12 protein-coding genes are annotated in these 15,402 nt (G+C 34.6%); 6 read left to right on the forward strand and 6 right to left on the reverse strand.

From position 1 onward, the window contains the following. Positions 1 to 403: 403 nt before the first annotated feature. Positions 404 to 1,234, reverse strand: coding sequence for a CPBP family intramembrane glutamic endopeptidase (locus AR685_RS05275; RefSeq protein WP_047443055.1), 831 nt, complete (start codon positions 1,232 to 1,234; stop codon positions 404 to 406). 170 nt (positions 1,235 to 1,404) lie between these two features. Between AR685_RS05275 and AR685_RS05280 the strand changes: the two genes are divergently transcribed. Both AR685_RS05280 and AR685_RS05285 read left to right on the forward strand, forming a co-directional pair. Continuing rightward, complete coding sequence (locus AR685_RS05280) at positions 1,405 to 2,595, forward strand: MFS transporter (RefSeq protein WP_059123933.1); 1,191 nt, start codon at positions 1,405 to 1,407, stop codon at positions 2,593 to 2,595. Positions 2,596 to 2,651: 56 nt separating this feature from the next. Continuing rightward, positions 2,652 to 4,247, forward strand: a complete 1,596-nt coding sequence (locus tag AR685_RS05285) for a peptide chain release factor 3 (RefSeq protein ID WP_059123934.1) — start codon at positions 2,652 to 2,654, stop codon at positions 4,245 to 4,247. Between the two features lie 66 nt (positions 4,248 to 4,313). Here the strand turns inward: AR685_RS05285 and AR685_RS05290 are convergent, their stop codons facing one another. Beyond that, positions 4,314 to 6,674, reverse strand: a complete 2,361-nt coding sequence (locus AR685_RS05290) for a zinc-dependent metalloprotease (RefSeq protein WP_082671889.1) — start codon at positions 6,672 to 6,674, stop codon at positions 4,314 to 4,316. A gap of 476 nt (positions 6,675 to 7,150) precedes the next feature. Here AR685_RS05290 and AR685_RS05295 point away from each other — a divergent pair, with 476 nt between their 5' ends. Further along, positions 7,151 to 8,086, forward strand: a complete 936-nt coding sequence (locus AR685_RS05295; RefSeq protein ID WP_059123935.1) for a DUF4349 domain-containing protein — start codon at positions 7,151 to 7,153, stop codon at positions 8,084 to 8,086. A gap of 218 nt (positions 8,087 to 8,304) precedes the next feature. Here AR685_RS05295 and AR685_RS05300 read toward each other — a convergent pair whose 3' ends face one another. Both AR685_RS05300 and AR685_RS05305 read right to left on the reverse strand, forming a co-directional pair. Further along, positions 8,305 to 8,670, reverse strand: a complete 366-nt coding sequence (locus tag AR685_RS05300) for a hypothetical protein (RefSeq protein WP_047442745.1) — start codon at positions 8,668 to 8,670, stop codon at positions 8,305 to 8,307. A gap of 33 nt (positions 8,671 to 8,703) precedes the next feature. Then, complete coding sequence (locus tag AR685_RS05305; RefSeq protein ID WP_059123936.1) at positions 8,704 to 9,843, reverse strand: acyl-CoA dehydrogenase; 1,140 nt, start codon at positions 9,841 to 9,843, stop codon at positions 8,704 to 8,706. Between the two features lie 240 nt (positions 9,844 to 10,083). Between AR685_RS05305 and AR685_RS05310 the strand changes: the two genes are divergently transcribed. Further along, positions 10,084 to 11,862 (forward strand): AMP-dependent synthetase/ligase, encoded by a 1,779-nt coding sequence (locus AR685_RS05310; RefSeq protein ID WP_047442743.1) that lies wholly within the window; start codon positions 10,084 to 10,086, stop codon positions 11,860 to 11,862. A 243-nt stretch (positions 11,863 to 12,105) separates the two neighbouring features. On the opposite strand, the gene AR685_RS05315 is transcribed toward AR685_RS05310, so the two are convergent. After that, on the reverse strand, positions 12,106 to 12,882 hold the full coding sequence (locus AR685_RS05315) for a zinc ribbon domain-containing protein (protein WP_047442742.1): 777 nt from the start codon (positions 12,880 to 12,882) through the stop codon (positions 12,106 to 12,108). 2 nt (positions 12,883 to 12,884) lie between these two features. Beyond that, a complete protein-coding gene (locus AR685_RS05320) occupies positions 12,885 to 13,982 on the reverse strand; it encodes a Nif3-like dinuclear metal center hexameric protein (RefSeq protein ID WP_059123937.1) in 1,098 nt (365 codons plus the stop codon). Positions 13,983 to 14,046: 64 nt separating this feature from the next. Here AR685_RS05320 and AR685_RS05325 point away from each other — a divergent pair, with 64 nt between their 5' ends. Together AR685_RS05325 and AR685_RS18075 are read left to right on the forward strand one after the other, a co-directional pair. After that, the gene (locus tag AR685_RS05325; protein ID WP_047442740.1) at positions 14,047 to 14,874 is read left to right on the forward strand and encodes an ion transporter; all 828 of its coding nucleotides are present in this window, start codon (positions 14,047 to 14,049) and stop codon (positions 14,872 to 14,874) included. 44 nt (positions 14,875 to 14,918) lie between these two features. Continuing rightward, positions 14,919 to 15,080, forward strand: coding sequence for a hypothetical protein (locus AR685_RS18075; protein WP_156122476.1), 162 nt, complete (start codon positions 14,919 to 14,921; stop codon positions 15,078 to 15,080). The last annotated feature ends 322 nt before the right edge of the window (positions 15,081 to 15,402 follow it).

Genomic DNA, 15,402 nt, shown 5'->3' on the forward strand with positions numbered 1-15,402 from the left:
ATATGGTCACTTCTTTTATATGATTATTTTTTGAGTATGATTTAAGAAAATATTTTCCTTCGTGACTAATATTAAATTCTGAATAAGATGTGTATTTTTTATCCTTAATTCTAATAATATCTGTCGTGGATATCCATTTTGGATTCAGTGAGTCGGGAAATTTTCTGACTATTCTATTTTGCACATCTTTCAATTCAAAAAAATAATTTTGATAGTTAGACTCTTTATAATTGTCATTCATAAGATAAACAGTATATGCGCCCTTATCAAGATTAATTTCAGATTTTCCAGGAATTTTTACTTCAATAAAATTAAATTTAAAAAAAGTAAAAGTTAGCAAGAAAACAAGTATTGACGTGAGAAAAAAAATGCATGCAATTATTCTGAATTTCTTTTTCATAAATTAAATTTCCGAATAATGCACTTTATATTTCTTTATAAACAAATAATAAAAGAGAGAAAAAAGTACTGTTCCAACTCCTAATATGATCCATTCTGAAACTTTGAAAGCTTCAGCAAAGCTTTCATTTTTGGTATAAAGTATTAAAATTGATGAGCAAAGATTATTAAAACCATGCAAAAGCATTGGTAAAAGGAGAGATTTCGTTTTATAATAAACCAAACCTAAAACACAACCCAACAAAACCGCACCTACAAACTGCCAAGGATTTCCGTGTACTAACCCGAAAATAACTGAAGCAAGGACAATCGCTTTCCAGGGATGCATACCATTATTAATCATTCCTTTCTGAATGATTCCTCTGAAAATAATTTCTTCAAAAATCGGCGCCATAATCACTGCTGTCAAAATCATTATCACAGGATTATCAGTCAATTGGCTCATTAAATCTGTAAAAAAATCATAGTACTTTCCAAAAAACGGTCCTGTAATCGGAATTTGTGATGTTACAAACTCACCGATAAACATCATTCCCAGCATCATAGGGAAAATGAGCAGATAAGTATAGAAATTGGTCGGAGAAAAGTTGAAATTTAACTTTTGTTTTGTTTGCAATCTCACGACAAAAAAATCAAAAAACGCAATCGAGGTTAAAAATACCAATGCATTTGAGGCCATCAAAAACCAATCTTTGTACTGCAGATTTTCTTTAAAAATCATCATCCAGAAAACGTTGAAAAATCCGACAGCTAAAGATCCTACCACAAAACCTGCGAATAATATCAAACCTCCAAGCCAGGTAAATTTAAATTTCGGGTATCTGCTGTTTTCCATTTTTTTAATTTGAAAAACAAAGATAATTGATTTTATGAAAACACAGGAGATAAAGCTGCTATAAGCACCTCTCATTTATTTAAAAAACGATTTATCTTATCTATTTAAAATTTATAACCCGTTTTAAATTATTTTTCTGAAGTATCTTTGCGCCTTAAATTTTTATGAATATGGATCATGCTGTCGCTCAACAAAAAAATGTAAATTTACCTTTATTAACATACGTTGGCTTTACATTTTTAGGATACTTTATTATAGGTTTATCACTTTCTGTTCTGCCAATTTTCATCACTAAAAACCTGGGTTTCAGCCTGGTTATTGCCGGGCTCGTTATCAGTCTGCAATATGTCGCCACATTTTTCCTGAGAGCTTACTCCGGAAAAATCATTGACGGGAAAGGTCCGAAACCAGCTGTTTTATCAAGCATGTTAGGATTTTCTCTCACAGGAATTTTCCTTATTGTGGCTTACTATTTTAAATTTTCACCACTACTAAGTTTAAGCTTTCTTATTATTACTCGTTTGCTTACCGGCTGCGGTGAAGGGATGATTGGTGCAAGTCCGATTAATTGGGCGATTATGGCTCTTGGTGAGAAACATACTGCGAAAATCATTTCTTACAACGGTGTTGCATGCTACGGAGCATTGGCGATCGGAGCCTCACTGGGAGTACTAATCGAACATCAATTTGGTCTTTATGGCATTGGAGTTCTTTCTATTTTAATTGGAATGATCGGTTTTCTTTTTGCTAAAACTAAGAGAAACTACACCAATTCTCATACTCAGGAATCTCAATCTTTCTGGAAGGTTTTAGGAAAAGTCTCTCCTTTCGGAATCTGTCTCGCTTTGGGAGGAATTGGTTTTGCAAGTATTTCTACTTTTATTACACTTTACTATAATTTTTTCCATTGGAATAATGGTGCGCTTTGCCTTACCGTTTTTGGAGGATTGTTTGTTGCAGGACGGTTAGTTTTCAGCAACGTCATCAATAATTATGGTGGAATCAGAGTTGCAATCGCTTGTCTTTTAGTAGAAACAATCGGACTTTTAATCATATCATTGGCTACGAATTCTGAGATGGCACTTTTTGGAGCGGGAGTTACAGGATTAGGATTTTCATTAATTTTTCCTGCACTTGGTGTTGTTGCTATAAAAAGTGTTTCTCCGTCAAGTCAGGGCTCTGCATTGGCAGGTTACGGACTTTTCATTGATCTTTCTCTCGGTGTTGCAGGTCCCCTAATAGGTGGTGTTGCTGATATTTGGGGAATGAAATACATCTTTCCTTTCAGTGCTTTGATGGTTTTCATCGGTTTAGGAGTTGCTTATTTTCTTAAAACAAAATTGGGTTTCAAAAAGTCTTAAAATACGATTTTCAGAATCCGATAAAAATCACGATTTTTGCAAATTCAAAATACACTATGTCAGACTTAATCAAAGAAATAGAGAAAAGAAAAACATTCGGAATTATTTCTCACCCCGATGCCGGAAAAACCACGCTTACAGAAAAGTTACTTCTATTCGGAGGCGCAATTCAGGAAGCGGGAGCCGTAAAATCGAACAAAATTAAAAAAGGAGCAACCTCCGACTTTATGGAAATCGAAAGACAGAGAGGAATCTCAGTTGCGACTTCCGTATTGGCGTTTGAATATAAAGGCTATAAAATCAATATTTTAGATACACCAGGTCACAAAGATTTTGCTGAAGATACGTACAGAACGCTGACTGCAGTAGACTCTGTAATCGTCGTGATTGACGTTGCAAAAGGGGTTGAGGAACAGACCGAAAAATTAGTGAAGGTTTGTAGAATGAGAAACATCCCGATGCTGGTTTTCATTAATAAATTAGACCGTGAAGGTAAAGATGCTTTCGATTTATTGGATGAAGTTGAGCAAAAATTAGGTTTACGAGTTGTTCCGCTTTCTCTTCCGATTGGGATGGGCGCAGATTTCCAGGGAATTTATAATATCTGGGAAAACAACATTCAGTTATTTTTAGAAGAAAAGAAACAGAAAGTTGGTGAAGCTATCAAATTTGACGATATCAACGATTCTTCTATAGACGAGGTTATCGGAACAAAAGCTGCCAAGAATCTGAGAGATGAATTAGAATTAATTCAATCCGTTTATCCTGAATTCAGCCGTGAAGATTATATGAATGGTGATTTGCAGCCAGTTTTCTTCGGTTCAGCTTTAAATAATTTTGGTGTTCGTGAATTATTGGATGCTTTCATCGAAATTGCTCCAATGCCGCAACCTAAAGAAAGCGAAACCCGCATGGTAAAACCTGAGGAATCAGCATTTACGGGCTTTGTTTTTAAAATTCACGCCAACATGGATCCTAAGCACAGAGACCGTTTGGCCTTCGTAAAAATCGTTTCAGGAACCTTTAAAAGAAACGAAAACTATCTATTGGTAAGAGAAGGTAAAAAGATGAAATTCTCCTCTCCCAATGCATTCTTTGCAGATAAAAAAGAGGTAGTGGACGAAAGTTTCCCTGGAGATATCGTAGGACTTCATGATACTGGAAGTTTCAGAATTGGTGATACTTTGACGGGAGGTGAAAAAATCAGCTTTAAAGGAATTCCTAGTTTCTCGCCTGAACATTTCAGATATATTAATAATAATGATCCTTTAAAGGCCAAACAATTGGCAAAAGGTATCGATCAGTTAATGGATGAAGGTGTTGCACAGTTGTTTACTTTAGAGATGAACAACAGGAAAATCATTGGAACAGTGGGCGCACTTCAGTACGAAGTTATCCAATACCGTTTGGAGCATGAATATGGTGCAAAATGTACATATGAACCACTTTCTATGCACAAAGCATGCTGGGTAGAAGCTGATGAAAAATCGGAAGAATTCAGAGAATTTGCTAGATTAAAGCAACGATTTTTGGCAAGAGACAAATACAATCAACTGGTATTTTTAGCCGACTCGTCATTTACGATTCATATGACGCAGGAGAAATTTCCGAATGTGAAACTGCATTTTATCAGTGAATTCAGACAGAATTAAATTTCATTTTTTAAACATAAAAAAACCGTTCAAATGAACGGTTTTTTTTATCATATTATTGATGAATTACTTATGTAACATCAATAGTTTTTTAACGATTTTTTCGTCATCTACTGTTACATGAATCATGTATGCTTCCGTAGGAAGATCTCTTAAATCAATTTTCTCATCTGCTCTGTTATCAACAGTTCTTGAGAAAATGTGACGGGTCTTTTTAGGTACAATTAACTTTCCGTCCATTGAGTAAATTTCATAAGTTACTTTATATGGAGTCGGAAGTCTGTTGGCATCGTATTTTGGAGGAAAATCAGTTTTGATATACACATATCCGTCATTAGAAGGAACTGGATAAATCATCATTCCCTGGAATATTGGTGACTGAGCTCCTGCACCTCCAGAACCAGGATTACCTCCTCCTGGGTTACCTCCACCTCCTGGAGGAATGATTACCGCTGAAGAATTGATAGTAAAGTTCTGTGAATTTACATTTAAAAACACATTATTAACCCCTTTAACCATAATTCTTGCATTATTGGTAATGGTTCCAAGACCACCTGGAACAGTATAACTATATGTACCTGTATTAGGTGTACTGGCAACTAACACTGTAGGGAAAGTAAGACCGCCATCTTTTGATAATAGGATGGTTACATTTGGTGTGCTTACAGGAGCAGCTGTTGTTCCTGCGACATTCCAAGTGATTGTCTGTGCCTGACCTTCATTCCATACTACTCCTGCTGTATTCTGAGAAGTAACAATAAAAGGTCCTGCAGTAGCATTCACTGTTACTACCATGTCATCAGAATTATTTCCAGAACCTCCCGCTCTGTTGTCACGAGTTGTAAACCTGAAATTATAAGTTCTTGCTACATTAGATAAAGCTTCAACATTAATTTCTGTACCAGCGGTAGTGGTAGCTCCTGCAACAATTCTGTCTAATTTTGGAAAATATCTAAAAGCAACTGTTTCCGGCTTCCAAGATCTGAAAGTTGGCCCCGAAGCTTTTGTTGCGGTAGCTGCAGAATTCATCCCAGTCTGACCAGTAACAGCATTATCCATTTGCTCCCAAATATAAGTTAGTGCATCTCCGTTTGCATCGGTACCTGTTCCTGTAAGTACAAATGGAGTTCCTTTTGGAATGATATAATCTAAACCTGCATCCGCTGTTGGAATAGCATTTCCTGTGTTTGTCGTTACAGGGCAAGTTTTTGTTTTTATATTATTAGTAATCTGCTGAATGCTTACTGCATGAAAAAATGCATCCGAATGTGGCTGTACGTCCTGAGCGGTAATACCTGCATACCCCATAATTGTAGATCCTGATCCTGGCTCCATATTTACTCCCGTCCCTTCAAGGTTCATTGAGAAAGTATGGTTTCCTCCAAACTGATGACCCAATTCGTGTGCTACATAATCAATATCGAAATTATCACCAGACGGAATACCATCTGCAGGAGATGTATATCCTCTTCCTTTCGTTCCATTAGTACAAACGCAACCAATACAGCCAGCGTTTCCACCACCGCCAGTTGCACCGAATAAGTGACCTACATCATAGTTTGTTTCGCCAATCACTGTAGTTAAGTTGGATTGTAATTCTGCATTCCAGTTGTTCATCTGAGCAGAAGGAGAATAAGGATCGGTAGTTGCATTGGTATAAATAATTGTATTGTTATTTGCAATAAGTATCATTCTTGCGGCAAAATCCTTCTCAAAAACACCGTTCACACGAGTCATTGTGTTATTCATTGCTGCTAATGCATTCGCTACAGTTCCACCAAAGTATGTAGTGTATTCTCCTGTACAAGATAGTGCGAGTCTGAAAGTTCTTAGTTTTCCATCATCGGCATTTGGTCTTGCAGTAAGGTCTGTATGATCAATTCCTTTTTGAGCTACATCAATCACAGTACACTCAAATTTATCTAAATTATCTTTTTTGTCTGATTTTTTATAGACAACATAAGTTGAAAGATCTTTTGTGTACGGTTCAATAAAAACAGCTGATTTATCTCCGTAAATCTCCATTGAAGATAAACCCAGCGATGAAATGCCAAAATAAACGGTAGAGCTTGAATCTTCAAGACCCTCACCTACATAAGATTTTATATCCGGATATTTTGCTGCCAATTCCGGAGCAAAGTTAGAATTTTCTCTGACCTTAAAATTTTCAATCTGACCATCAGCATTTGGAAACGATATGATAATATCTGATTTACCACTCCCTGAGAATCTTTTGGGAGCTTTTGCAAGAGCAGTCTTCAAACCTTCAAAATCAAGATTATAAATTTTTGGGTGAAGAATACTGGCTTTATTTTCAAATATTTCCGATGTATTTTTTTGAGAAACTTGCTTCCAAAGTCGGCTTGTTTGTGCTGAAAAAATATGGGAAATAAAAAATACTCCCATCACTAGTAGTTGTTTTTTCATGTAAATTCTATTTTGATTACGAAATGTCAAAATTAATGAAATTTATGACATTAAAAACAAAATTATTTAAGAAACTTTTAGAGATATTAAGAAATATTTCATAAAAATTAAAGATTTTACTTTTTTATACTTTATAGATAGGTACTAAGACAGTCATAAAAGTATGCTTGTATTGAGTACCACAGCAGAATATGGGCAACAGGACCAAGTTGCTGCATAACTTAAATTAAAAATATTTCGTTGCTTATTATTGCTCTGTAAGAATAATACTTAATCTTTCACATCAAATTGTGGATATAATTGTAATTAAAATAGCTTCCCATTCTTTCTCAGACGAATAAAAACTTTGTAAAACGGGTTAAATAAATTTACAAAACACTGATATTCAAAATAATAAAACTTTACTAAACTCATACATTTCATTTACAAACTGCAGTGTCAATTACCTGCTAATTTTACTTCAACAAAAAAATTTTATGAAAAAGTATATTTTATTATTAGCCGTAGCAAACTGTTTAACCATGTGTAAGAAAGGTGAAGCTATACAATCTGAATTGGAAAACACCATTGATTCAGCAAGCAGTAAAGCAACAAACGTAAAAAATGAAATTGAAAAAGTAAGCAATAATGCTGAAGCTATCTATGACTCAGCAAACATTAAAATTAAAGATTTTGAAAAAGCGAAAAGTGACGTTACTGAGAAAATAGAATCAACTTCAAAAAGCATTGATTCTCTCTCCGACATAATATCTGATATGAAACTGGTGTCTAAACTAGAGAAAAAAGACTCTGCCAAAAAAACATCAGAAAAAATAATAGTTAATGTTCCTGCACCAAAAATCATTAAAGAAACTAAAATCATCTATAAAGACAAGCCTAAAAGCAATAGTGAAACCTTAGCAGTTTCTAAAAACAAAATACTCAAATCAGGAATCCTTGAACTGAATGTAAATGACGCAGAAACGGCAAAAGAGATCGTAAAAGAACAAGTAAAAAAATATGATGGATTTATAAGAAGCGAGAACATTTCTTTAAATAACGACGATAGAAAAATCGCATATCTGAAGGTGAAGGTGCCTATTCAAAAATTTGACTATCTGATGGAAGATCTGAGCTATAATATTGGTGAAATTGAAAATAAGGGAATTGATGTTTCCGGACAGGATTTTGTAAACAATACTTTATGTGATATAGAAATTACTTTATACGGAACAGGAAATAATGAATTAATCCAAGCATCTAAACCCGAAACTTTCGGAGCAAAATCTCTTGCTGCAGTTTCGTCAGGCTGGAATGTTATCACTTCAATATTCCTGTTTATCCTTCCGCTTTGGCCTATATTTTTACTTGCCGGAATCGGATATTATTTTTACAAAAAGAAAAATTCTTCGGAAAATAATTCAAACTCTTAAAAAGAAATTTCAATCTAATTTTAAGTACAATTTTCAATCAGAACAGAAAACCCTTATAGATTTGTAGTACAGAAAACTATTAATTTTGCACTAAAGAACAGAAGTCAATTTAACCTCAAGGTATATTTTGAATCAAAAAGTAAACAATTAGAATTTTCATATTAATGTTTGTGATTTGGTGTAAAGTAAAAGGCTCTCAATTTGAGAGCCTTTTATGATTATTTCATATTCACTATTTTATCTACAACAAACTTTGTATTTCCCCTCCAAGGCAGAGTTCCGTTGTATTCTTTGTAATGAAGATCAAAGGTTTTACCACTGTTGAGTTCCAGTTGTTTGAAGATTTCAGGATCTTTTACAGAAAATTCAAACTCATAACTAGTTACCGTTCCTGTTTTTCCTCTTCCAAAACCTTCCTGGATCAGTTTACCCTCGTAAGTTTTAAAAATATAGCCTTTATTGATGGCATAATTCAGATATCCGGATTTCACACCTTCTCCAAAAACGAAGAAAAACTTATACCAGATAAAAACTCCTACAAGAAGTAAAACAACTCCCAAAGTGAGCAACCAAGATTTTTTCATACAGAATATTTAGTGTTTTTACATTTACTTTGATTATTTTGAAATACTTCTCGAAATCACAATTTTCTGAATTTCAGAAGTCCCTTCATAAATCTGAGTAATTTTCGCATCTCTCATCAATCTTTCTACGTGGTATTCTTTTACGTAACCATAGCCTCCGTGAATTTGTACTGCTTCGATGGTAGTATCCATTGCAACCTGAGAAGAATACAATTTAGCCATTGCTCCAATTTCAGAAATATCTTTTCCAGCATCTTTCTCTACAGCAGCTTTAAAGCAAAGCATTCTCGCAGCAGTAATCTGAGTTGCCATATCTGCCAATTTAAAAGCAATTGCCTGATGATTGATGATTTCAGTTTTAAATGCTTTTCTTGTTTTGGCATATTTCAGAGCCATTTCGTAAGCTCCTGAAGCGATTCCTAAAGCCTGTGAAGCAATCCCGATTCTACCACCATTTAAAACAGCCATTGCAAAATTGAAACCGAAACCGTCTTCCCCGATTCTGTTTTCTTTAGGTACTTTTACGTTATTGAAAAGTAAAGAATGGGTATCACTTCCTCTGATTCCCAATTTATCTTCTTTTGGTCCTATCTCAAAACCTTCCCATCCTTTTTCTACGATGAAAGCGTTGATCCCTTTATGCTTTTTCTCAGGATCAGTCTGTGCAATAACAATATAATAAGAAGCTGTTCCTCCGTTGGTGATCCAGTTTTTCACACCGTTTAAAAGATAATAATCTCCTTTGTCTTCTGCAGTTGTTTTCTGAGAAGTTGCATCAGAACCAGCTTCTGGCTCAGACAAAGCAAATGCTCCGATTACCTGACCACTTGCCAATGGCGTAAGATATTTTACTTTCTGCTCTTCAGAAGCATATTTTTCAAGACCTGCACAAACCAATGAGTTATTTACAGACATCACAACTGCTGCAGAAGCATCAATTTTTGCAATTTCTTCCATGGCCAAAACGTAAGAAACGCTATCCATCCCGGCCCCGCCATATTTAGGATCAACCATCATCCCCAAAAGTCCCATTTCTCCCATTTTCTTCACCTGCTCAGTAGGAAATTTCTGGTCACGGTCTCTTTCTATTACTCCCGGTAAGAGCTCGTTTTGTGCAAAATCTCTTGCTGCCTGCTGAATCATCAGCTGTTCTTCTGATAAATTAAAGTCCATAAAATTATAATTAGATGGTCGTAAATTTACACTTTTTAACCAAATCTGAAAACACTAACGGGATTAAGTGGTATGAACTTGCAATTTTCCTTTATTCATAAGGTTTTACGAAGGAAACAAATACTAAAAACATCGTTACAGTTGTGCTCTTTTTGTACTTAATTATTTATTTGAAAATTCTCAATTTATAATTAAAAAAAATGCTTATATTTAAATTCTTTACTAAATATATAATAAATTATGTCAATTAAAAGATTATTCGATATACCACACCTTGCTCTGGAAAAATTTCCTAATGATGTCATGTTTGCCACAAAACATCAGGGAGAATGGCAAAAAACATCTACACAGGAATTTATCAATCAGGGAAATAAGATTTCCAGAGGTCTTTTGAAGCTCGGTATAAAACCAGGTGATAAAATAGCATTAATTACGACCAATTCGCGTACAGAATGGGCAGTTATGGATCTTGGCCTTTCGCAGATTGGTGTTGTATCTGTTCCCGTCTACCCTAGTATTTCGCCGGAAGACTATGAATTCATCTTTAATAATGCAGAAATAAAATACTGTTTCGTTTCAGATAAGGAGCTTCTTGCCAAAGTGATGAAAATTAAACATAATGTAGCATCACTACAAGGTGTTTTTACATTTGACAACGTTACAGGTGCAGCAAACTGGAAAGAAATTTTAGATTTGGGAGACGATGATTCTACACAAATTGAAGTTGAAGATCTTTCAAAAGCTATAAATACTCAAGATTTAGCCACTTTAATATATACTTCCGGAACCACAGGAAAACCGAAAGGGGTGATGTTGACTCATGAAAATATTGTATCGAATGTTTTAGGCTCAATCCCCCGAATCCCAAAAAGAAAAAGTTTAGATTATAAGGATACAAGAGTCCTCAGCTTTTTGCCGATCTGCCATATTTTTGAAAGAATGCTTTTCTATCTTTTCCAATACAATGGTTTTTCAATCTATTTCGCTGAAAGCATCGAAAAAATGGGCGAAAATGTAAAAGAAGTAAAACCTCATTACATGAGTGTAGTTCCACGATTGGTAGAGAAAGTTTATGACAAAATTTACAATACCGGTTCATCGGCCGGTGGTCTAAAACAGAAAATATTCTTTTGGGCCTTAAACTTAATTCAGAAAAAGAAAGAGGTAACAAAGCCTTCGGGTCTCTCTGAAATTATTGCTGACAAACTGGTCTTCAAAAAATGGAGAGAAGGTCTAGGAGGTGAAATTATCACTTTAGTTTCAGGTTCTGCTGCCTTGTCAACAAGATTAAATTTAATGTTCCAAAACGCAGGAATTCCAATTCTTGAGGGGTATGGTTTAACGGAAACTTCACCTGTAATCTCAGTAAACTCATTCGGCAGAATGAAAGTGGGAACTGTAGGACATCCGTTGGACAATTTAACTGTAAAAATTCAGGAAGATGGTGAAATTACGGTAAAAGGACCATCTGTATTTAAAAGTTATTTTAAAAACGAAGAACAAACCAAAGAAACTTTCACAGAAGACGGATTTTTCAAAACAGGAGACATCGGGCACATCGACAGCGAAGGATTTTTACAGATTACCGACCGTAAAAAGGAAATGTTTAAAACTTCGGGCGGAAAATACATTGCTCCTCAAACCATTGAAAATTTAGCCAAAGCTTCTAAGTTTATTGAGCAGGTAATGGTGGTTGGTGACGGTGAAAAAATGCCTTGTGCATTTGTACAGCCGGATTTTGAATTTGCTAAAAACTGGGCAATGAGAAATAACCTCAGCATCGGTTCTACTCCACAGGAAATTGCTAAGAGTCCAGAACTAAAAGAAAGAATTGAAAAAGAAATTGACAACATCAACGAGCATTTAGGAAACTGGGAACAGATCAAAAAAATCGAGCTCACTCCTGAAGTCTGGAGCATTGAAGCCGGACTTCTGACTCCTACTCTTAAACTGAAAAGAAAGGCGGTGAAAGAGAAGTTCAAAGACCTTTATGATAAAATGTATGGTCACCACGACTAAAATAAAAAACCGTTTCAGTTTCGAAGCGGTTTTTTTTATCAACATTAATTGCAAAAATAGTTTTGTCAGAAATAAAAATCAACTCTAATAAGATTAATAATAATAAAGATTAGTCAATATATAAAATAAAATCGTCTCTCAAAAATATGGAGTGATAATAATATCGTCAGCCATAAAGTTTAAAACAATAAAAAACGGCTTCAAAAATTTGAAGCCGTTTTTTATGTTTATAAGAAGTCTGTATTAGAATTTAATCACAGCATTCATTTTTTCAGTTTCTTCGTTTACCAACTCATCGTCCACAAGAATTTTTCCAGAATGCTCATCGATGATGATTTTCTTTCTCTGAGCAATTTCCATCTGCTTTTGTGGTGGAATAGTGAAGAAAGATCCTTTTGGAGCACCTCTCTCAAGACCTACAACTGCAAGACCTGTAGAAGAGTTTGTTCTGATTCTGTGGTAAGAAGCCAATAATCTTTCGTCAATTTTAGAAGCAAATTCTTCAGATTTTGTAATCAGATAATCTTCCTCTTTCTGCGTTTCAGAGATTAAACCTTCCAATTCTTCTTTTTTGAATTTAAGGTGATTTTTTAAATCTTCAATTTTAGAGTTCAGTTCATTCAAAGTTTCCTCTTTATGACCGATTTTAGCTCCGAATTCTTTGATTCTTTTGTCAGAAAGCTGAATCTCAAGTTCCTGATATTCGATTTCCTTTCCTAAAGCTTCAAATTCTTTATTGTTCCTTACGTTGTCCTGTTGAGATTTGTATTTATCGATCAAAGTTTTAGCATGATTGATCACTTCATTTTTGGTGCTGATCTGATCATTTTGTTCTTTAATCTCTGCGTGAAATTTTTCCGCTCTTTTTTCTAGGCCTTCAATCTCAATTTCAAGATCTTCAACCTCGATTGGCAATTCTCCTCTTGTATTTCGGATCTCATCCAATCTTGAATCGATGATTTGCAAATCGTATAAAGCTCTTAATTTTTCTTCAACTGAAATTTCGGTGATTTTTGCCATATCTATAGGAAATAATTTACTGGGTTTGTTTTTTCACTAGATTTTAAGACTGCAAATGTACTAAATTTTTGTGACAAAATTTCAAATAATTGTTGACTTACCAATTGCTCAGATTCGTAATGTCCTATATCACAAATCAGCATTTTAGATTCTGCCAGAAAATAATCATGGTATTTAAGATCTCCGGTGAGATAGGCGTCGCATTTTTTTGAAACCGCAGCTTTTATTCCGCTTGCGCCCGAACCTCCCAAAACGCCGACCTTTTTAATTTTTTTATTATTTAGATCTGAATGTTTAATGATATTTAAACTAAATTGATCTTTTACAAAACTCAGAAAATCTTTTTCATCCATTTCAGTTTCAAATTCACCATACATTCCTAAACCAGAATAATGATTTTCATTTTCCAGCTGATAAATCTGATGTGCCACCTCTTCGTAAGGATGAGCTGCTTTCATTGCTGCAACAATCTGGTTTTGTTTAAAAGATTCAAAAATAACAGAAATCATATCCTCATCTGCATTTTCACGAATATTTTGCTGCCCTGAAAAAGGATTCGAACCTACAGTAGGTCTGAAAGTTCCCTTACCTTCAATTTTAAAACTGCATTCATCATAAAAACCAATGTTTCCAGCTCCTGCAGAGAAAAGCGCCTCTTTTACATTTTCAGAATATTCTCTGGGAACAAAAACGGTCAGCTGTTTCAAATTATTTTTTTTAGGCTGAAGAATTTTTAGATTTTTCAAACCTAAAAGATTGCAGATTCCTGCATTTACTCCACGAAAATCATTATCAAAAGCGGTATGAATGGCATAAATTGCCACTTTATTCTCAATAGCCTTCAAAACTGCTCGTTCTACATAATTTTTACCTGTAAGAGATTTTAAACCAGAAAAAATGATCGGATGAAAACAAACAATCAAATTACAATTTCTTTGAACAGCTTCATCAACCACACTTTCCAAAGCATCGTGACATACTAAAATTCCGGAAACATTACGTTCAGAGAGACCACATAGAAGTCCTACATTATCAAAGTCTTCTGCTTGTGGCATTGCGATATGCTTTTCAATCTCTGCAATTACTTTTTGTATTGTCATTTTATTCTGTAAGTTTGTTTACGAAAATAGGGATAATTTGCTAAATTTAAAAAAAACTCTGATCATGGAGAAAGAACATAATCTTGTACCGGGAGATAAACTCTGGAAAAGATTCCTGTACCGTGTAATTTACCGGTCAGACACTAAGTTGGGCAAATTGTTTGACGTTGCACTCCTCTCTCTGATTCTGGTAAGTACTTCGATCATCATGATGGAGAGCATACCGAAACTCGACAAAAAATTCCACGTTTATTTCATCATCTGTGAATGGATTATTTCTGTAATTTTCACGGCAGAATACTGGATGAGAATAGCAGTCGTTAAAAATAAAAAACATTACATCTTTAGTTTTTTTGGAATCATAGATTTTCTTTCTCTTGTTCCGTTTTATCTGAGTTTCTTTTTTCCTGTCACCAAATATTTTCTGATTTTCAGAATGCTGAGAATGTTGAGAGTTTTTAGGATTTTTAATTTGCTGGATTTTATGAACGATGGTTTTGTCATTGTGAGAGCTTTGAAAAACAGTTCACGGAAAATTTACATTTTCCTTTTATTTTTAATCATATTCTCGGTTATCGTTGGTTCTCTAATGTTTATGGTAGAAGGTGGAAGACCGGGATTTGAGACGATTCCGCAATCGATTTACTGGGCAGTGGTTACAGTGACAACAGTAGGATACGGCGATGTCTCTCCTATTACCCCGATGGGTAAATTCTTTGCTGTGATTTTGATGTTGGCAGGGTATTCTATCATCGCAGTCCCTACCGGAATTGTAACTGCCGAAATGAGAAACAAAAGACAAAACCTTGAATTGATCTGCGAACGATGTGGAAATGAAGATATTGACGATGATGCGAGATATTGCAAGCAGTGTGGCAAGAAATTAGCATAGTATTTTTTATCAAATTAATCTATTAATCTAATACCTCAAAAATCATGGAACCACAAAAGAAAAACAGACCCAACAGTTTAGTGATTATCTTATTCGCTTTAATCATATTGATGATCATCATCTATTTTATACTCGTGATGTTTTTCCCGACTGTTTTTGACCTGATGAATACTGGAGATATACAACCAGTTCCACAAACTGAATAAACACTCTTTTTTATTTAAGAACGCTTTTAAATCTTTGCAAATAATCCTGCAACCGGAAAGAATGTAATTTATAAGGAAAACTGCGCCGCCATTATTGACCGATGGCGGCGCAGTTTTTCTGTACAGATATTAAAACTCTTATCAATTCCTGCTTAAGCATAACAATAAATACTAAAAGCACATGTGATCATTATTGAATGTCATAACCAACACAATCTGATTGAAGGAAATTCCACAAGGAATTACAGTCGTTACAAACTTAGAGAGATATCAACATTTAGATTTTCATTGTAAAATACCGCAGGTAATTATGAAATTGTTG

It is taken from the genome of Chryseobacterium sp. JAH, from assembly GCF_001507335.1.
Lineage (GTDB): Bacteria > Bacteroidota > Bacteroidia > Flavobacteriales > Weeksellaceae > Chryseobacterium.